Source organism: Paenibacillus sp. LHD-38 (assembly GCF_031157315.1).
GTDB lineage: Bacteria > Bacillota > Bacilli > Paenibacillales > Paenibacillaceae > Pristimantibacillus.
This window is the reverse complement of sequence record NZ_JAVIFU010000006.1, coordinates 1-19,601: the sequence shown is the minus strand read 5'-3', so window position 1 is coordinate 19,601 and position 19,601 is coordinate 1. Positions and strand designations below refer to the sequence as shown.

Sequence of the window (19,601 nt, the reverse complement as noted above, 5' to 3'; positions counted from 1 at the left end):
ATCCTATATTCGCTAACTTACAGACTTATTCCAATTGCTTAACTTAAAAGAGCATTTACAGATGTGTAACCTACTGATTTTCTGAACTAATTCAGCACAGAAAGTTAGTAGAGATTTCTGCTTAAACCTTTATTAGCACCTGTGGTATCTATTTTACTGAAATCCAATAGCATTTAAGCCTCCTTATGGAAAGAAGGTGCAACGATAAGAAAAACCCGTCGGTAATACGACAGGTTCAAGTATCAATATTGGATTTCAGAATGGATTCTACTTCCCATTATTATTTAACAGGATCACGTAGATAACAAATACCAATAATTGGATATAACATAGCCTTTTTTATAGTAGAGCAGAATTCAGATAAAACCGTAAATGAAGAACCAACAGCAATATTCCCGTTCTAAATATGATTTCAAAATGGCAAAGAAGCGCTGAATCTTTCAGCGCTTCTTTTGTTTAGATTATCTGTAACTGTAACTCTATTTTTTCCTCAGTTCAGCGAAGAATCGACTTGGAATGACCTCTTCGGGATACTCTTTCCATTTTGGGCGCATTGACGCACATGTCATAAACAATTTGCTTTCTGATCTTGTCATCGCTACGTAAAGTCCTCTGCGCTCTTCCTGTAACTTTTCTGGATCTATACCGTTTCTGTATCCAGGTATGATGTGATCTTCAAGAGCTATGATAAATACAGCTTTGTATTCTAACCCTTTGGCTGTATGGAACGTAGAGACACTTACCCGATTTGATCTCGCTTCAGCATGAGGTGTGTCATCAGGTAGCTCTATTTCTGCAACAAGCTGAGATAAGCTTGTTGCAGTTGACTTCAAGACACGTTGCTTTAAAAGTTCTAAATGCCGTTTTTCTTCTATTCGTTCGCCATCATCCAATTTATCCAGCGTCATTTCAACTTTAAGTTCTTTGAACAAATCGTCATAAAGTTTTGGGAAGGCCCTAGTCTCTTGGGAATCAATACAGAATTGAGCTAATGCCTTAATAAATTTATCAATTTGATCATTAGGAATCATAGCTGACAAACTGGCAAGAGATACCTCATCGAGGTGTTTACTATAATACTCGAACAGAGCTTCTTCATCATCTACTTCAAATCGCTTTGAAAGCATGTCGAGCAAACTAAACAAAATGATTTCATTCGAAGGATCTGAAACAAGTTTCATTGCTGCCACAATAAAATCAGATAATAGTATCTCTTTACCACTGAAGTTCTTTCCGAAATGTTGGAATGGTATATTTTTCTCGATTAGTTTAGCATCAATAATCTTCAAGGAAGAATGCCGATTTCGATACAGAATAATCATCTGTCGGTACTCAATCCCTTCCGTATCATGAAGCTCTTTAATCTTGTTTGTCACCCATTCCGCTTCCTCTTCCCAAGTGTCAAAACGCTTACCTTTGGTGCAATCATTCGGTTCATTGTTGCGACCAACTAACGTCTTTTCAGTCCTTCCATCATTATTGACGATGAGCTTATTAGCAAGGTCCAAAATCATTTGAGGTGAACGATAATTGTGTCTTAGAACGATTGGTTCTGCCGCAAGCAAATTAATAAAATCTTGTATAACAGTGGGCAATGCCCCTCGCCATCCATAAATAGATTGATCATCGTCTGCAACTGCCATGACGTGTTTTGCGCCTTCACCGAGTAGACGAATAAGCTCAAGTTGCATTCGGTTAGTGTCTTGCATCTCATCGATCAATACATATGGAAAGGCATTATGATAAAGATAGAGAATCTTGGGATGAGCTTTGAAAAGTGTAGCCGTTTGAAGAATGGCGTCGTCGTAGTCAATCAGCTTGTTTTCGTATAATCGATTCTGATACTCTATCGTCGCTTCGTGAAATCCTACTAAGCCTGTGTTTGTTTTAGCAATAAATTCACTAAAATCAACAGACGAATTCTTGATATCGCTGATTTTATTAGTGAAATCTCTTGGCTTCAACATTAAGTCGTACTTGCTGATTAGTTGCTTAACCAGGTACTGCTGTTGTGTTGGCGAAATAAAAGCAAAGTCCCGTGGCATATTTATTTTATCACCATAAGATTTTAAGACCCATAGGCAGAAATTATGAAAAGTGCCTATACGTATACGTTTTTTATCCACGGTTGTAAATTCTTGCACCCTTGCCTTCATCTCATTAGCAGCTTTATTGGTAAATGTAATTGCAAGAATGTTTTTAGCTGGTGGTAACTTTCCAGCTTCAAACATATAGGCAACACGGCGTGTAATGATACGGGTTTTCCCTGTACCTGGTCCAGCGAATACCATTGAATTTCGCTCGAAGAATTCCACTGCATGTTTTTGCTCAGGGTTTAAGCTTTCAAAGCATTTCATGGCTATCCTCCTTATCCGCTTGAACCTCTGCAACGCTGTACCCTGCCAATGTAATGACGCGATCAAGTGTATTCTCCACAAACTCTTTCGGGAAGTAAGCATGCAATCGTTCGCCCATTAAACGACCGCTTGTCCTACCTTTAATTTTGCGGAGGCCTTTAGCTAATGCCTTCCTGACATCAATCTCTGCTTCAGCCACGCTCAAAATAATCGAGACACAAGCAGAAAGGGTTGCTCCCGCTCTTATTTCAGCACTAAACTGTTCTGCTTGTTCAGCATTAAATCGATTAATTGCTCCTTTGAGATCTGCAATCAATGCTTCTATCTTCTCCTGGGGCAATGCTTCCTCTAGTATCCTAACGAGTTCGGTAACAGGGCTGTGTAGACATACATAACCTTCAATGTCCCCCATGTCAACCGCTCTAGGCAGTTCGTAAACATTCGCGCTAATAGCTTTTAATTCTTCCAATTCGGTTTCATGTTTTTTGTCTTTAGCATCAAAATCAATAACAGCTACACTCGGAATACCAAAATTCTCAAGCAGCTTAATCATTGCTTTAATATTGTTCTTGCCACCAGCATTTATGACGGAAATGCCAATACGATCAAGATCATAATGTTGCGATGAACTTGAATATTCAATGCCCAGGGCTGGTAACAAACCCTGCTCCGTTGGGCCTTCAACAAGTAATACCGCTTTAGCAAAGAAAGCATCCGCTTTGCCTACATCCAAATGCTTTTCATACGAGGAAATATGTGCCTCAGGAAAACTTGGTGCAAGCTGAATACAAATAGATTTACCTTCAACATTTTTTCGTACCATACAGATTTGTCGCGGATTGATCCATTCCAACAAAGAGGGCGAATGAGTTGCAACCCAAACCTGTCGCATTCTCGAAAGCTGCATTAATTCACGGAATAATGCTCTTTGTGAATGCGGATATAGGTGCGCTTCTGGCTCGTCGATCGCAAAAATGCCTTCCCGCAATCTTCCAATACCTGCAAAGGAACGAAATACACTTACTGTCAGAACACTTTGAAGACCAAGCCCCAATTGTTCAATGTTGAGATAACGGTCACCATTTTGCATTAGTTGCAATTGAATGTGCTTTTTTATATCAAGGGCTGATGAAGCTGCAACAATTAGACGAAGTGAATCGAGGCCTTTCGGTAATTCAATAATCTGGCTCGTTACTTCAGCGATGCCTTTGATGAATTTCGTTATATCGCTATTGTCATTCAATGCTGCACCAGCCTCATCAAGTTTACCCAAAATCACCTGTTCTTCAGCTGCTAAGTCAATTTGATTCAAGATGCGACCAAAAAGGCTACCTTTACCAGATTTTATTGCACGGTAATCTCTATGTGCATCCTGATAATAAAACGAGATGAGACGTTTGTCAGCAAAGGATAATGTTCGGTCAGTTTGCCTGCCGTAAACTAATGTCGGATCTGTTTCATTGGTATTCTTATCAAATGAACAAGTAAAGACAAGCGGTAACGTCCATAGCTCCTCACCATCAACTACTTCTGGATCGACCAATCCTACAAAATGAGATAACAGTTCTTCGCTCAAGTTTGAGAATGTTATCCGAACCTGAATGGGCTTTTCAATATCATAAAAATCAGCTTCTTGAAATTCTAATGTACGAATAGAACGTTCAGGATTGAACACGAGATGAAGGATCGAGAGCAGACTTGTTTTACCGACATTGTTTTCGCCAATCAATACTACAAGGTCCATGCCATAAACGATTCTTGGGACAATGACTACTTCTTCATCGAAATTGCGAAAGTTGCTGACGCGTAGTTCTTTAATTCTCATTCTCTCGTCCCCCTGGTTTTTCATCCCACAAGCGTTTGAAGTGCCCGTAAAGAGATTCAAATGATCAACATTCTAAATAAATCAAGGCACTGTTTTCAACAAGCCTTTAAATCGAAATATCGGTCCGATATAGTCATTTTTATTATATCACTTTATGCCGTTAATGCCGTTATACAATTGTTCCTCAAATGCCTAATGTTGTTCGGCTCTCCAATAAAAAACAAAAGCGAGAACTTACCCTTTTAGGGAAGTTCTCGCTTCACTTAACTATTCTACCTGCGGTATTTATTTAACAGGATCAATACCCTGCTTCCCGCTTTTATTTAACACTTCCCACTATTATTTAACACTTCCCGCTTTTATTTAACACTTCCCATTATTATTTAACAGAATCAACATCCAATTCTCTAAACTAACCCTACTCAACAGTAACGCTCTTCGCTAAATTACGCGGTTTATCTACGTCATGCTCAAGCGCTAGCGATGCATAATAAGAAATCAGCTGCAGCGGAATTACGGACAATGCTGGCGATAGGATCGGAAGTGTCTTCGGAATCGCGAACAGCTCATCGACAGATTTCGCTACTTCTTCTTCGCTTCCTTCGTTTGCTATACCTAGAACGTGAGCTCCGCGAGCTTTAACTTCTTTAATGTTGCTAAGTGTTTTCTCGTAAAGCTCTTCTTGCGTTACAAGAGAGATAACCGGAATACCATCCTCGATCAATGCCAAGGTACCGTGCTTCAGCTCGCCTGCTGCATAAGCTTCAGAGTGAATGTACGAGATTTCCTTCAGCTTGAGCGAACCCTCTTGCGCTACAGCATAGTCTACGCCGCGGCCGATGAAGAACAAATGCTTATGATGCGAGATTGATTCTGCAACCTTCTTAAGAACTGCTGCCTGTTCAAGGATAGACTCAACTTGTTCAGGAAGCTTATGCATAGCAGCTATCATTTCTTCGATATAGGCTGCTTCTTTTGTTTCAAGCGTGCCGGCAAGGTGAAGGCCGAATAGGTAGAATGCAATCAACTGCGATGTGTAGGCTTTGGTTGAAGCAACCGCAATCTCAAGACCTGCCCAAGTGATAAGCACATGGTCTGCTTCGCGTGCAACCGAGCTTCCTACAACGTTTGTAATCGCTAGAACGCGAGCTCCGTTGCGCTGTGCTTCACGAAGAGCAGCAAGTGTATCCGCCGTTTCGCCCGATTGGCTGACGACAATGACAAGGGTATCCGGTGTGATGATCGGCGAACGGTAACGGTATTCGGAGGCAACATCCGTCTCAACCGAAATGCGCGCAAGCGATTCAATAACCGATTTACCAACAAGCCCTGCATGGTAAGCCGTTCCGCAAGCCACAATGTGTACTTTACGAATCGATTTAATATATTCAGCTGTCATTCCCAGCTCTTTTAATTCCACGGATTTGCCGTCTTCTGCAATGCGGCTAATCATCGTATCACGGTAAGCTTTTGGCTGCTCGTGAATTTCTTTCAGCATGAAGTGATCAAATCCGGCTTTCTCCGCCGTTACAAGATCCCAATCGACATGAAATATTTCCTTGGAAATACTTTCGCCTTCAGTCGTCATCAATTCGACAGAACTGCTTGTCAAAATGGCCATTTCGCCGTCGTTCAAAATATAAACGTTGCGCGTGTGCTCCAAAATAGCCGGAATATCCGATCCAATGAAGTTTTCGCCTTCGCCTACGCCAATAACAAGCGGACTTGCAAAACGAACGGCAACTAGACGGTCTGGTTCAAACTCTGTCAGAACACCAAGCGCGAAAGCTCCACGCATACGTTTAACCGCACGTTGAACGGCTTCTACGATGTTGCCGTCATATTCATCAGCAATGAGATGGGAAATGACTTCCGTATCCGTCTCCGATACGAAAATATGTCCCTTTGCCATCAATTCTTCTTTCAGGTTCAAATAATTCTCAACGATACCGTTGTGAACAACGGAAAACTTAGCCGTGTTGTCCGTGTGCGGATGCGAGTTCAAATCAGATGGTTTACCATGAGTAGCCCAGCGAGTATGACCGATACCGACAAAACCCTCTAACGGTTCTTCGCGCAGCAAGCCTTCAAGGTTCGCCAAACGACCTTTGGACTTTGTAATTTCGAGCCCGTTTTTCGTGAAGACAGCGATACCAGCGGAATCATATCCCCGGTACTCCAGCTTCTTCAATCCTTCGAGCAAAATGTCCTGAGAGTCGCGTTTACCAATATATCCTACGATTCCACACATAATTTAATAAGCCTCCGATAGGTTATTTTCCCGCCTTTATCGGATGCCGCCATTGTGTGGCACAGGCAATATGAAGTTGTCACAGATTAATCGCAATCATTGCGGAAAATGTAACCCCTCTGCCCGTGCCCACCCCACAGGTGGCATCTTGGACATACGGGAGTGATGAATATAAATACAAAAATAATAAGCCCGCCGCACGATTGTATGACCGGTCGCCCGGCCGTTTTACGTAACGGCTTTCGGTTGGCTTGCAATACCGGAAGGTCCCCGCCGAATGTTTCGAACACCTTCACCTCGTCAGCTTCCCGTATGAACACCCGCTTCAAGCCCAAATACTAGGCTTGACCACAAGGCTGCTCATCACGCAAGCTCTGGCGCTTAACATGCTTAAATAACCTCTATCCTCGCTTTCCTTCCTGAATCATACTACCTATCATATTCATTTTTGCTTTGCTGTGCAACCATTCGATGAAAATATACGCGAATATCTTCCAGAAAAAGGGGTCAAAGACTCGTCTTCTACAAGATCCGACAAGCCTTCGACATTTTCTCCTAAGAAGCTTAGCCTAGCTCACTTTTTACGACTTCTGCGATTTGCGCCACATAGGCCTCAACCTGATCCTTCTCGGGACCTTCTGCCATGACGCGAATCAAAGATTCCGTACCTGATGGACGTACAAGAACGCGGCCGTTATCGCCCAGTTCAAGCTCTACGAGCTTAACAGCTTCCTCGATTGCGGCATTGCCTTGGTACAAGCTTTTATCCGCTACCCGTACGTTAACAAGCTTCTGAGGGTACTTGCGCATAAGTCCCTTGAGCTCGCTTAGCTTCTTACCGGAAGCAGCAAGCGTATCCACAAGCTGCAGCGCAGTAAGTATGCCGTCACCCGTCGTAATATGGTCAAGGAAAATAACATGCCCGGATTGCTCGCCGCCAAGGTTAAAGCCGCCGCGGCGCATTTCTTCCATAACATAACGGTCGCCGACTGCGGTTTGCGCCGTTTTGAGGCCGATACGCTCCGCGCCCTTAAAAAATCCGATATTTGCCATTACCGTCGTCACAATCGTATCTTCCTTAAGCTTGCCGGCCCGCTTCATCGCGTCGCCGATAATGCACAAAATAAAGTCGCCGTCTACCTCTTCGCCCTTCTCGTCGATGGCAATAAGACGATCCGCGTCGCCGTCAAAAGAAAGCCCAAGATCCGCGCCATGCTTCAGAACCTGCTCACGCAAATATTCAGGATGCGTCGATCCGACGCCTGCATTGATATTAAGTCCATCCGGCTCGGCGCCTACGGTGATGATGTCCGCACCAAGCTCGCGGAATACGGAAGGCGCAAGCTCATAAGCAGAGCCGTTCGCGCAGTCTAGCACGATTTTCAGACCGCTGAAATCGCCCTTGATTGTTGTCTTCAAATAGTCCAAATAACGCTGTTTAGCACCTTTATCGCTTGATACCGCTCCGATATCGCCGCCCTCAGGACGCGGCAGTTCATCCGTTAATGCATCAATTAGCTGCTCGATTTCGAGCTCGGTATCATCCGATAATTTAAAGCCGTCACCTGCAAAAAACTTAATGCCGTTATCCTCTACAGGATTATGCGATGCCGAAATCATTACACCAGCGTCAGCGCCCATCTCACGCGTAATATAAGCAACCGCCGGCGTAGAAACAACGCCAAGACGAACTACGCTTGCGCCAATGGACAACAAGCCTGCAATAAGCGCCGATTCAAGCATTGGACCCGAAATCCGTGTATCCAAACCGATAACTACTTTAGGCTTGTTAGCCGTGCGTGTAAGAACATAGCCGCCGCAGCGACCGATTTTGTAAGCTAGCTCCGGTGTAAGCTCACGGTTGGCTACCCCGCGAACACCATCTGTACCAAAATATTTCCCCATAATTAAAATGCTCCTTTGTCATATATTGCGTTCGTTATTTTCTACTTATGCTGCTTCGTTGATTATGGATTCATTGTTGGGCCGCCAGTAGCGTTATCGCCGCCGTTACCGCTCTCCTCACCGGTATCCGGCGGTGTCGGTGACGGTGTCGGCGTAGGCGATGGAGGCTCCTCCGTCGGAGTGCCTCCTACTTCCTCTGCGTTTTCATCATCTGACCCCACTGCTGCATCGTCTATAATTTCAATCGAAACCGTTAACGTCTTCCCATTATCCAGCACCGTCTGCACATAAGCTGGCACATCCACCTGAAGCGTTACAACATGTACGCCGGGCTTTAGTCCTTCAACATTGGCAATAATCGTTATCGCCTCTGCCTTCAGTGCATTCAACACCGATTCTGCTCCGCTGACGGTTAAATCGAATTTTCCGTCAGCCGGGTTTCGGAAGACCGATGACATCCCGCTCGCGGCGCCCTCTACGGATATAGGCAATCCCGTAAAGGTCCGCGTAATAATAGGTGCAACAACAACCTCGAGCGTGACTTCCGCAGGATCAATAGATTTAATGCCGTCAATCGCTTCCGTCTTGACTTGTACGGAACCGGACTGCTTCACCTTTGAGAGGTCAAGCACAACGCCGTCAAAAACCTGAAGCTCGTCTAACGCCTTCTGTTCGCCGTATACCGTAACCTGATCAATGGCCGGCTTTACGGATACCAGGCTTAGTCCAGCTGGCAGTGTGCCCGTATAGCGCACTTGTAGAGGCAGCGTTTTGAACGGCGGTGTGATCTTAACCTCGACATGCACCGTTTCTGGTGAAATAATCGCGTTAGTCATTTCTATGCCATCCGTATCATATACGACAACCTTTGCCTTTTTGTTAACGATTGTTTTGTCTGCACCCTCTACATTTATCTCCGTCGTGACAACGCCTACCCTGCTCATGTCGTCTTTCGGCAGCGTAACCTCAACGCCGGTCGATGGCGCTACGACCGTAGAAGCGCCTACCACATAACCAGCAGCGGGTTTTCCTCCCCTAGTCACCTGAAGCTCGAACGGCTTTGTCAAAATCTCCTCGATCTGAACCGTTACCGTTCGCGGCGACATTTCTACAAGCTGAATTCCCTTTGGCAAGGTTGCAACCAAGGGCAGCTCCTGTATGCCCGGCTTCGCGTCCTTCAAATCCACCTTAACGACATAATCATCATCGGAAGAAGCATTAAGAAGATTGGTAAGCCTGCCTTGTACATCCAGGCGTACAACAGTAGGCTCCATGGCCGTCATAACGTACTTGTCCGTATCAAGTCCGTCGGCTTTTATGACAGATGCTTCTATCGTCTTTGTGTCCACATTGGAAGTAACCGTCTGAGGTGACGTGTCCGGATCAATATGCACGACAGCCCAGAGCAGCAATCCCACGATGACGGAAATAATTTTGAGCGAGGTCGGGTGACTTAACCATTTATCCATCACTGCCTCCTTTCCGCTTCCAAAGAGACGATATCGTCACGCGCTCCTTCGCGCGCCCGTTCGTCTTCGGAGTCAGCTCATCGAACAGCTTCGAAATAAGCGATTCCTCGTTAATATCGCGCACGATCATGCCGCCCAGCGATAAGGATACTTGTCCCGTTTCTTCCGATACCGTTACCGACACGGCATCCGTCACTTCACTTACACCGATAGCAGCGCGGTGACGCGTGCCAAGCTCCTTGCTTATAAAAGGGTTCTCCGACAAAGGCAGGTAACAGCCGGCTGCCATGATTTGATTGCCGCGTATAATCACTGCCCCATCATGAAGCGGTGTATTTGGCGTAAAAATATTAATGAGCAGCTCCGATGTAATTCTCGACTCCATGCGGATACCCGACTCAATCAATTCACTCAGCCCTGTGCTGCGCTCAAATACGATTAACGCCCCGATCTTACGTTCTGCCATAAAACGGACAGCCTTAATCAAGCCGTCAATTTGATCATTAACGACATCCCGATCAAGCGAATACGAACGCGCGAACAGCTTTCCGCGGCCGAGCTGCTCCAGCACACGTCTTAGTTCCGGCTGAAAAATAATAAGCACACTCACGATACCGAATGTGAACATCTGATTCATGAGCCATTTTAACGTATACAAATTGAACCATGTACTAAGCGCCCAAACCGCAACGAGTATAAAGATACCTTTCAAAAGCTGAACCGCACGGGTTCCACGTACCAGCAAAATCATTTTATAAATTATAAAACTGACTATGCCGACATCGATGATGTCCTTTAACCAGTCATGCCATGTCAAATCCGAGAAATAACTCATATGCCAACCCCCAACAGCCGATCCCCTTATTATTGTCTATTATCGGTTTTCAACTTTATTATTTTCTAGATATGGGATTGGAAATCCTTTTTTTCAAAAAAAAATAAAACGCCCCCCTGCAAGAGGGAGGCAGCTTGCATTAACGAGCGTTACCGCCAAAAGTTTGTGTCACTTTGTACCAGAACCAATCAAGTGCTTGATCTATGGTTCTGCTCTGACCCGCGATATGTCCGGTGGACGCTAAGTTCAAGGAGCCGTCGATGACGGTTACGTTACCGTCGACCTCGCCTTTCACTTCAGCCACTCCGTTCTCAACGGTCAGGTTCCCCGTTAGATGGGCACCTTCCGGCACAATGACTGTATTGCCTTCTATAATGACCTGCTGAAGATCCTCGCCTGCTATAATGAGCTTGGTGTCCTCTTCCCACATGGTGAAGAAGCTTCCCAGCATAACGAGTACAAACACTGCAGCAGCAGTAACTCCCGGGTACCTGTAAATGAAGCGTACGGCGCGGTTCCGCTGCTTGTTCTGTTTCTTCGGCAGCTGCTGCATAATTCGCTGCGTTAATTGCTCTGATGCCTTCCGGTCATAATCCGCGGCTGGCTTAATCGCTTCTAAAGTCTGGAACGCCGCGGCGTCCGTCTTCTGGAGCTGTTCAAACCGACTGCGACAAGCCGGACAGGAAAGCAAATGAGATTTTAACGTAACGATATCTTCACGCGGCAGCTCGCCGTCTAAATAGTCATGCATCCATACGATGGCGACGTTGCAATTCATAGCAGCCAGTCCTTTCTTTCAGTTGCTCGCGCATTAAGTTCTTTTCTCGTTATTAGGATACGTTACTGACGAGAGGGATGTTTCACTTTTTTTTGAATTCGGGCAAGCCAATATTATGATACGGTTATCCGTCCCGCAATTCTCTCAGAAAGAAGCCTATGTCGAGGACATGGCTTCCGATTACATGCAAGTTCACTCTCATTATTCCTATAATTTGTGCTCCAGCTTCTTCCGAAGAAATTCCCTGCCGCGGTGAACTCGGGTTTTTATCGTTGTCACGGGCATGTCCAGCACATCGCCAATCTCCTGCAGGGAAAGATCCTGCATATAGCGGAGCGTCATGACGCTTTTGTATTTCGGCGGCAGCGAAGCGATTGCCGCATGTATGATCCGCTGCGTGTCTGACAGCAGAAGCTCTGATTCAGGCGTCCGGTTATCGCTTGGAATCATCGAATAGCCATCCAGGCCCTCGTGATCGTTCGATTCTGCGTCAAGCGAGTAGGTCGGCTTGCGTTTGCGCAGCCGGTCAATGCAGAGATTCGTCGCAATTCTGTAAATCCATGTCGAAAATTTCAACGTATCATCATACCGGTCCAGGTTCTTGTAAACGCGAAGGAAGGTGTCCTGAACGACATCCTCCGCCTCCTGGCGGCTGTTTAACATTCGATATGCCATATGAAAGAGCTTATCTTGATATAGGTCTACAAGCTCAGCAAATGCTTGCTGATCGCCTTTGAGCGCTAACTTCGCCAGGCGTGCTTCCAATACATTCACCTTAACTCCTCCAAACCTTCCGTTCATTCGACGATCACCTTGCTATATGCTTGGCAACCCTATTGCCTAAGGTAACAACTATCTGTATGTAATCGCCGAGGATAGGCGCTATACGCCCCTGCGATATCAAGTTTATTCATCCTAATATACCCAAATCATTCGTAACGCATATTACAAGAGCATTTTATGGCGGCCTTTATGCAATAAAATGACGCGCAGCCCGAATTCAAATCATTACCATTCAAGGAAAATCGTAATCCACATGAACTGAAAAAGCAAGACTAAAGCAGACAATTGAGAAAGAACCTTTCTAACTTTGCAATTGCTAATCAATCGTCATTCTGCCAATTATATCGGTTTGGCGCGAAGTCGGCAATCGACCTGAGGCTAGTTTATCGGTTCGACCTTCGGCCAGTATCCCGGGCGGAATAACAAAAAGGTCTGGGAAGCCAATTAGCTTCCAGACCTTTTCCATTATCGTATGCCTTGTGCATTATAGCGTATTGGTCTTCAATTGCTCCAGCACCTTCGAAATCGTCGTTGTAGGAATTGCGAAGCCAATGCCTTGTGCTTCAGAGTTAACCGCCGTATTAATACCGATCACCTCACCCGCTTCATTAAGGAGCGGCCCTCCGGAATTTCCTGGATTAATCGAGGCGTCCGTTTGCAGCAAATGTTCGAATTCGTGTTCGCCTTGCTCATCCGCGATGGTAATTGGGCGTTCTTTCGCACTCAACACACCCATGGTCAGCGTTTGATCAAAGCCGTACGGGTTGCCGATTGCAATGACCCAATCACCAATTTGAGTGGCATCAGAGCTTCCAAGCTCAAGCGATGGGAACTCTTTGCCATCCGGGCTCTCTACCTTCAGCACCGCTAGGTCAAGCTCGTAGCTCGAACCGAGAACCTTGGCAGTCAGGGGCTCGTCATAGCCTTGAACCGTAACCTTAACCTCCTTCGCGTCTGCAATAACATGCTCATTCGTCAAAATGTAGCCATCCGACTCGAAGAAAAATCCTGTTCCTGAGCCCGTCAGCTGAAGCTCCGCACTATTCTGCTCTTGCTCTTGCTGTTCCTGCTGCTGTTCCTGCTGCTGTCCGTCTCTTCCCGATTGTCCGCCTCCAAAAAACTGCCGGAAGCCCGGATCATCGAACATGGAAGCGGATTGCGCAGGCTCCGAGTAATTTTCAATTTTCACTACCGCAGGGCTTGCTGCGGCATAAACGGAGGCGATATCGTCGCTTGTGCTTAGCGATGCCGTAGAAAGACCCGCATCCTCCTGAGCAGATTGACCTTCAACACTTGAACCGGTGTTTTGCAGCGTCTGCCCATTTCCGCTGAATAGATTGTTTTTATCTGCCATATACGAAAAGCCGCCTATGACCATCGCACCAATCAAGAACGAAGCAAGCATCGTTTTTGCCGAGCTTCCTCCAGCACGTTTCGGTCGTTTTTTCCCATCCGTTACTGGTTTTCTTTCAATATTCTGCAAATTAAGCTCTCTCTCATAAGAAGCTCTTAGATCATGGGTAGTTTTGCTGGATTCATAAATATAAGTAGCGGCAGGAGTCTCGTTTGCTATATTCGATGTATGAGTTTCTGTATAAGTATTATTAGACGGTTCCGCCCGTTTGTTATCCTCGTTCATTTCTATCATCCTTCCCAAAGTAGGTGTCTGTTTGCTATGTACCTATCATGCAGGATGTACCTTAAACGAAACTTAAGCGGATCATAAAGGAACATAAGAAAATATAAAACCCGATTTCAGCTATCCTTAAGGTTCGATAAACCAGCATCCCTTTCCCTTTCTCGCTCTGCTTGCATTTGATTGCCTGTCTAACAAACGCAAAAAAGCCAGCCATGGTTTGCACCATGACCAGCTTCTTCAATTACAATGATTCGCCTAAGCAAATGATGATATGGATATGGATTAGCCTGTATTCCGAAGGCCAGCCGCAATGCCGTTGATCGTCAGAAGCACCTCGCGGAGCAGCTGCGGATCATCCTCTTCGTTGTCACGAAGCGCACGCAGCTCGGTTAGAAGCTGCACTTGCATGTAGCTAAGCGGATCGACGTACGGATTGCGTAGACGGATCGATTCTTGAATAACCGGAACATTATCCAAAATTTCCGTTTGTCCCGTGATGCTTAGAATAAGCTCAGAGGTTAGCTTGTACTCTTGTTCGATTTGCTCGAAAATACGATCGCGGATCGTTTGGTCCTTAATCATATCTGCATATTCCTTCGCAATGACCAAATCTGCTTTAGCTAACGCCATTTGCAGGTTATCGATCAACGAGCGGAAGAACGGAAATTTCTCGTACATCGTACGAAGCGTGTTCATCTTCGCTTCGTCCTCGCCTGCGTATTGATGCAATGCGGTACCGGCAGCATACCATGCAGGCAGCAGGTAACGGCTTTGCGTCCAAGCGAACACCCAAGGAATCGCGCGCAGATCCTCAAAACGATCGCTGTTTTTCCGTTTGGAAGGACGGGAGCCAATGTTCAGCTCGCCAACCTCAGGCAGCGGCGTAGATTCCTTGAAGTAAGTCAAGAAATCCGGATCGCGGAAAATGAGATCCTGATACTTCACGAGCGCCGTCTCGGAAATCGAACGTGCAATCTCATCCCACTCCGCTTCCGCTTGCGGTGCTTGTTCAGGGTATTTCGCCAGTCGAGCAGCCGTAATCAGCGCCCATGTTGCTTGCTCCAAGCTGCGGTATGCAATACCTTGCATCGAATAACGGGAGGAGAGAACCTCGCCCTGCTCGGTAATCTTGATGCCGCCGCCAATCGTATGAGGCGGTTGCGCCAGAATGCTGCGGTTAAGCGGCATTCCGCCGCGGCCAAGAGCGCCTCCGCGGCCGTGGAAGAACTTCAGCTTCACATCGTACTCTTTACCGGCAGCCGTTATGTCATTCAGCGCTACGCGCAGCTCCCAGTTCGCTGTAACCACGCCACCGTCTTTGTTGCTGTCGGAATAACCAAGCATAATCTCATGCAGATTGCCGCGAGCAGCAACCGCTTGGCGGTAAACCGGCATCTCGAACAGCTCTTTCATAATTTCTGGCGCCGCATGAAGATCGTCGATCGTCTCAAATAACGGTACCGATTGCAGCGTGCAGCGGATAGTACCGTCAGCTTCCTTGCGGAATAAGCCGACTTCCTTCGCAAATACCATAACCTCAAGCATATCGCTCGCTGCTTCCGTCATGCTGATCAGATAGCTCGAGATACAATTGACGCCAAATTCTTGTTGTGCCCGGTAAATCGTATGGTAAACGTTCAAGCATTCACGCGTAGACTCCGAGTAATCCAAGTGACCCGACGTTAGCGGTCGAGGATCATTCAGAAGGCGGTGAAGCAGATCCGTTTTCTCTTCTTCCGAAAGCGAAGCGTAGTCCGCGACCACGTTCATTTTCGCCAAAATCTCAGACATTGCATTCTCATGCTCTTGACTGTGCTGACGTACGTCTAGCGCCATAAGGTGGAACCCGAACAGCTCTACTTGACGGATAAGCTTAGCTAACGCCGTATCCGCTACATAATCAGCAAAGTGATGGCGCAGGCTGCGGTCAATAACGAACAGGTCTTCACGCATCTCTTCCGGGTGGTTATAACGCATTGGCGAGCCCTTAAGAGATTCATCACGCGTATTAGCCAGCTTCTCAAGCATGAAGCCCAGTTTAATCCGGTAAGGCTCCTTCGTGTTTCTCCATAGATCAACGCATTTCAGCTCGACATGTTCGCGATCCGAACGAATCGATTCCACGAGTTCCTCGGATACCTCGACCAGGTTTGTGCTGAAGCTGAGCAAATCCATCAGCTCATTAAGCTTTTCTTCATACTTGCGAATCGCCAGCTGACGGTGCAGCGTTAGCGTCTCCCAAGTGACCTTCGCCGTTACGGATGGGTTGCCATCGCGGTCGCCGCCGATCCATGAGCCGAAGCGCAGGTAATCAGGCACATGCCAGTTCTCGTCTTGATAGTATTTGCTGAGGCAGCGTTCAAGCTCTTCATATACGCTTGGCAGCACCTCGAACAACGTTTCATCAAAATAGAACAAGCCGTTGCGAACTTCATCGATAACGGTTGGTTTGCGGTCACGAAGCTCGTCTGTCTGCCACAAAATAAGAACCTCATTCATGAGCTTCTCACGCAGCTTCTCGCGTTCGCGATAGGTTAATGTAGGGTTGTCCAGCTCCATCACATCAACAGCAATCCGTTTATGAATATCAAGCACCGCGCGACGAGTTGCCTCGGTCGGATGCGCAGTCATAACAAGCTCAAGCGAAATATTGCTCAAAATATCCTGAACGTCATCGATCGCAATCCCACGTTCTTTCAAATCTTGAACGGCGCTCTCAATGGAGCCGCGTTGTACCGTTTCGCCTGCAGAAACCTCATAATCGCGTTTCCGTCTAATCCGGTGGTTCTGCTCAGCAATATTGACGAGCTGGAAATAAATAGCAAACGCCCTAATTACTTGATGACGTATTTCCGGGCTAAGGGAAGATACGTTTTCCTTGAATTGATCAAATATTTCCGGTACAAATTCAGCGCGAAGCGCTTTACTTTGCTCACGAATCCGTTCCACGATATCAAGCAGCTCACGGCCGCCTTGATGAACGAGAACTTCGCCGAGAATGTTTCCTAAAAACCGGACATCGCGTCGCAGCAAATTGTTAGCCTGCTGCCGATTTGTCGTCAAAGTTGATGCAGATTGATCCGACATACTGTTCCTCCTAAATTTTTGCGAAGCAAGATCGCTCCGTAAGCATTTACTTGTTTTTTGAAGCGTAATAACGCTTCGGAAGCTTGCATGTACAACATGAACGTTTTTTGACTTCTACTATCATACTACAAAAACCTACAGGGTTGAAGCCCTGAAGCCAATCCAAGCAAAAACAGAGAAGCCGCGCCTTACGGGTGCTTCCACTGTTTAGAAGCTCAGCAATTGGCGATCAGATGACTCCCCATTGGATATATTGAACGCAAGCGACTATCTGTTCTATAATAAAAAAAAAGCCCTTGAGTGATCAAGGACTTCGTCGTTTGTAGTTGGAGCGGGTGATGGGAATCGAACCCACGCTATTAGCTTGGAAGGCTAAAGTTCTACCATTGAACTACACCCGCAAAAAAAATGAAATATGGTCGGGACGACACGATTTGAACATGCGACCCCCTGGTCCCAAACCAGGTGCTCTACCAAGCTGAGCTACGTCCCGAGGTGTAAATAAAGTGCATCTAATGATTGGATAATGGCGTGCCCTAAGAGATTCGAACTCCTGGCCTTTTGATTCGTAGTCAAACGCTCTATCCAGCTGAGCTAAGGGCACATGTTATGGAGCGGAAGACGGGAATCGAACCCGCGACCCTCGCCTTGGCAAGGCGATGCTCTACCGCTGAGCCACTTCCGCATGTTACTTGTGTCAGCCGTTCGTGATGTTTATCATCGCGGCGACAAGTAATAATATATCACCCCTGAAAACAAAAAGCAACTGTTTTTATGAAAAAGTTTTAAATTATTTTCGAAAACCTTAAATTAATAGTGCCGCCGAGTCGAAAAATCCAATAATGACGCGGGAATTTACACGAAATGATAACTGATCTTTCTAATTAAGCTTATGTAAATCGTGCTCCTTTATGACACTTGAACCGGACATTCCTGCAGAGGAACAACTATAGATTAGCGGATGTTGTTCTGGAGAAAAACATAATAATATCGAATATGGGCAGATCGGGATGACACCTGTTTAGCTTCGTCTGCAATCGCTGGTTAAGCTGCATATGACGTTAAATGTAAAATGAACCTCCGTTGCTAACGGTCAGGATAGATATGGTCAGCTGTTTTTTGAACATTTCTCGATGCGTATGCCTGCTGCATGAAAAAAGAGACGGACTAAAAGGTATGTAACCTTTTAGACCGTCTCTTTTGGGATTCCAATGGAATTATGCTCCTGCAGCAGCTAAAAGCTTCTCTTGCGCCGCACGGCTGTTCATCGTTACCTTATCCGCAGCTGGCTGGCCAGCAAGCGCGTAAGGCAAGCAAAGCGGAACCCCCGTACGCGGGTCAGGAACGATATCTGCTTCGATATTAAATACTTCACGCATGATATCCGGTGTCATAACTTCAGCTGGTGTACCTTCGCCAACAACGACACCTGTTTTAATGGCGATCATATGATGAGCGTAGCGCGTTGCGTGATTTAAATCATGCACAACCATCACTACGGTGCGGTTATTGCTTGCGTTAAGCTTTTGAAGCAAATGGAGAACTTCCAGCTGATGGGCCATATCAAGGAAGGTCGTAGGCTCGTCAAGGAACAGAATATCCGTTTCCTGCGCAAGCGCCATTGCAATCCACGCACGCTGGCGTTGTCCGCCGGAAAGATGATCAACAGGACGATCCGCAAAATCAGTCATGCCTGTCGCTTCGATTGCCCATTGTACGATACTGCGGTCGTCTTTGCTCATCGATCCGAAGCCCTTCTGATAAGGAAACCGGCCGTAGGATACGAGCTCAGCTACCGTCAGTCCGTCCGGAGCCGTTGGATTTTGCGGCAAAATGGCCAGCTGCTTCGCAACTTCCTTCGTTGATTGCTTATGAATGGATTTGCCGTCCAGAAGCACGCTGCCTTGGGAAGGATTCATAATACGGGCCATCGTTTTCAAAATAGTTGATTTACCAGAGCCGTTCGCTCCTACAAGCGCCGTAATTTTCCCTTGAGATATAGCAATGTTTAAGTTTTGGACGATAAGACGATCATCATAAGCAATGTCAAGACTCGAAGTCGTTAGACGAATCATTGGACATGCACGCTCCTTCCGCTGCCAGGGGCAGACACCTTCTGATTAAGTATTTTTATTCCGTTTAACAAACGAAAATTGATAACGATTATCATTGACGTTTTAATGATAATGTTTCTCATACTAAAAGTCAATGGCTAACTTCTTTTCCTGTTGTTCTTCTGTGATAATGTCATCCCATAACTGTTCTGAGATAATGTCACTATGGGACAGGAGACAATTACATTGAGCAGAGAAGAAATGAAGAAGGTACTTGTGGTGGGGAAAATCATCGATGGACATATGACAAACAACGAAGGAGCTATTGCGCTGGGGATTTCCCTCCGGCAAATCATCCGGCTAAAGAACAAATATAAAGCAGAAGGAGCACAGGGCATCGCCCACAAAAATCGGGGAAGGAAACCGGTACACGCATTAAGTGAAGAGACGAAAGATCTAGCAGTAGCGTTATACAAATCGAAGTATCACGGCAGTAACTGCTGTCACTTTGCAGAGTTGCTTCAAGAGCACGAAGCCTTGGAACTAAGCAACTCCAGTGTGAGACGCATCCTGTTAGCTAAGGGACTCAAACAAGCCAAGCAAAGACGCCGGACAAAG

12 protein-coding genes and 4 tRNA genes are annotated in these 19,601 nt (G+C 46.2%); 1 reads left to right on the top strand and 15 read right to left on the bottom strand.

All coding sequences use genetic code 11. From position 1 onward, the window contains the following. Positions 1 to 479: 479 nt before the first annotated feature. The 15 genes from RCO25_RS06805 to RCO25_RS06735 all read right to left on the bottom strand — a co-directional run bounded on the left by RCO25_RS06805 (position 480) and on the right by RCO25_RS06735 (position 19,004). Entirely contained in the window at positions 480 to 2,357 is a 1,878-nt protein-coding gene (locus tag RCO25_RS06805; RefSeq protein WP_308995384.1) for an ATP-dependent helicase, read from the bottom strand. Then, entirely contained in the window at positions 2,344 to 4,182 is a 1,839-nt protein-coding gene (locus tag RCO25_RS06800; RefSeq protein ID WP_308995383.1) for an ATP-dependent nuclease, read from the bottom strand. Before RCO25_RS06800 ends, RCO25_RS06805 begins: the two co-directional genes overlap by 14 nt. A gap of 418 nt (positions 4,183 to 4,600) precedes the next feature. Further along, positions 4,601 to 6,433 (bottom strand): glutamine--fructose-6-phosphate transaminase (isomerizing), encoded by a 1,833-nt coding sequence (glmS, locus tag RCO25_RS06795; protein WP_308995382.1) that lies wholly within the window; start codon positions 6,431 to 6,433, stop codon positions 4,601 to 4,603. A gap of 564 nt (positions 6,434 to 6,997) precedes the next feature. Then, positions 6,998 to 8,338, bottom strand: a complete 1,341-nt coding sequence (gene glmM, locus RCO25_RS06790; protein WP_308995381.1) for a phosphoglucosamine mutase — start codon at positions 8,336 to 8,338, stop codon at positions 6,998 to 7,000. A 62-nt stretch (positions 8,339 to 8,400) separates the two neighbouring features. Continuing rightward, positions 8,401 to 9,807 (bottom strand): CdaR family protein, encoded by a 1,407-nt coding sequence (locus tag RCO25_RS06785; protein ID WP_308995380.1) that lies wholly within the window; start codon positions 9,805 to 9,807, stop codon positions 8,401 to 8,403. Beyond that, the gene (gene cdaA / locus RCO25_RS06780) at positions 9,800 to 10,642 is read right to left on the bottom strand and encodes a diadenylate cyclase CdaA (protein WP_308995379.1); all 843 of its coding nucleotides are present in this window, start codon (positions 10,640 to 10,642) and stop codon (positions 9,800 to 9,802) included. The genes RCO25_RS06785 and cdaA overlap by 8 nt, the downstream gene beginning before the upstream one ends. Before the next feature lie 139 nt (positions 10,643 to 10,781). Further along, the gene (locus RCO25_RS06775) at positions 10,782 to 11,420 is read right to left on the bottom strand and encodes a zf-HC2 domain-containing protein (RefSeq protein ID WP_308995378.1); all 639 of its coding nucleotides are present in this window, start codon (positions 11,418 to 11,420) and stop codon (positions 10,782 to 10,784) included. Between the two features lie 207 nt (positions 11,421 to 11,627). Further along, positions 11,628 to 12,221 (bottom strand): RNA polymerase sigma factor SigW, encoded by a 594-nt coding sequence (gene sigW, locus RCO25_RS06770; RefSeq protein ID WP_374992071.1) that lies wholly within the window; start codon positions 12,219 to 12,221, stop codon positions 11,628 to 11,630. 466 nt (positions 12,222 to 12,687) lie between these two features. After that, a complete protein-coding gene (locus tag RCO25_RS06765) occupies positions 12,688 to 13,842 on the bottom strand; it encodes a S1C family serine protease (RefSeq protein WP_308995377.1) in 1,155 nt (384 codons plus the stop codon). 282 nt (positions 13,843 to 14,124) lie between these two features. Next, positions 14,125 to 16,929: a phosphoenolpyruvate carboxylase gene (gene ppc, locus RCO25_RS06760; protein WP_308995376.1), complete on the bottom strand. Its 2,805-nt coding sequence runs from the start codon at positions 16,927 to 16,929 to the stop codon at positions 14,125 to 14,127. Positions 16,930 to 17,256: 327 nt separating this feature from the next. Beyond that, a tRNA-Gly gene (locus RCO25_RS06755) sits at positions 17,257 to 17,330 on the bottom strand. Between the two features lie 15 nt (positions 17,331 to 17,345). Then, positions 17,346 to 17,422, bottom strand: a tRNA-Pro gene (locus RCO25_RS06750). A 34-nt stretch (positions 17,423 to 17,456) separates the two neighbouring features. Then, positions 17,457 to 17,533: transfer RNA gene (locus RCO25_RS06745), tRNA-Arg, on the bottom strand. A 6-nt stretch (positions 17,534 to 17,539) separates the two neighbouring features. Continuing rightward, positions 17,540 to 17,614: transfer RNA gene (locus tag RCO25_RS06740), tRNA-Gly, on the bottom strand. Positions 17,615 to 18,146: 532 nt separating this feature from the next. Then, the gene (locus tag RCO25_RS06735) at positions 18,147 to 19,004 is read right to left on the bottom strand and encodes an ABC transporter ATP-binding protein (protein WP_308995375.1); all 858 of its coding nucleotides are present in this window, start codon (positions 19,002 to 19,004) and stop codon (positions 18,147 to 18,149) included. A 225-nt stretch (positions 19,005 to 19,229) separates the two neighbouring features. Here RCO25_RS06735 and RCO25_RS06730 point away from each other — a divergent pair. Further along, a partial coding sequence (locus RCO25_RS06730; RefSeq protein WP_308995374.1) for a helix-turn-helix domain-containing protein occupies positions 19,230 to 19,601 on the top strand: 372 nt, incomplete at its 3' end.

Bases quoted from the DNA above. Each gene is read 5' to 3' on its own strand.
- RCO25_RS06805 (WP_308995384.1), bottom strand. From the start codon at position 2,357: ATGAAATGCTTTGAAAGCTTAAACCCTGAGCAAAAACATGCAGTGGAA.
- RCO25_RS06800 (WP_308995383.1), bottom strand. From the start codon at position 4,182: ATGAGAATTAAAGAACTACGCGTCAGCAACTTTCGCAATTTCGATGAA.
- glmS (WP_308995382.1), bottom strand. From the start codon at position 6,433: ATGTGTGGAATCGTAGGATATATTGGTAAACGCGACTCTCAGGACATT.
- glmM (WP_308995381.1), bottom strand. From the start codon at position 8,338: ATGGGGAAATATTTTGGTACAGATGGTGTTCGCGGGGTAGCCAACCGT.
- RCO25_RS06785 (WP_308995380.1), bottom strand. From the start codon at position 9,807: ATGGATAAATGGTTAAGTCACCCGACCTCGCTCAAAATTATTTCCGTC.
- cdaA (WP_308995379.1), bottom strand. From the start codon at position 10,642: ATGAGTTATTTCTCGGATTTGACATGGCATGACTGGTTAAAGGACATC.
- RCO25_RS06775 (WP_308995378.1), bottom strand. From the start codon at position 11,420: ATGAATTGCAACGTCGCCATCGTATGGATGCATGACTATTTAGACGGC.
- sigW (WP_374992071.1), bottom strand. From the start codon at position 12,221: ATGAACGGAAGGTTTGGAGGAGTTAAGGTGAATGTATTGGAAGCACGC.
- RCO25_RS06765 (WP_308995377.1), bottom strand. From the start codon at position 13,842: ATGAACGAGGATAACAAACGGGCGGAACCGTCTAATAATACTTATACA.
- ppc (WP_308995376.1), bottom strand. From the start codon at position 16,929: ATGTCGGATCAATCTGCATCAACTTTGACGACAAATCGGCAGCAGGCT.
- RCO25_RS06735 (WP_308995375.1), bottom strand. From the start codon at position 19,004: ATGATTCGTCTAACGACTTCGAGTCTTGACATTGCTTATGATGATCGT.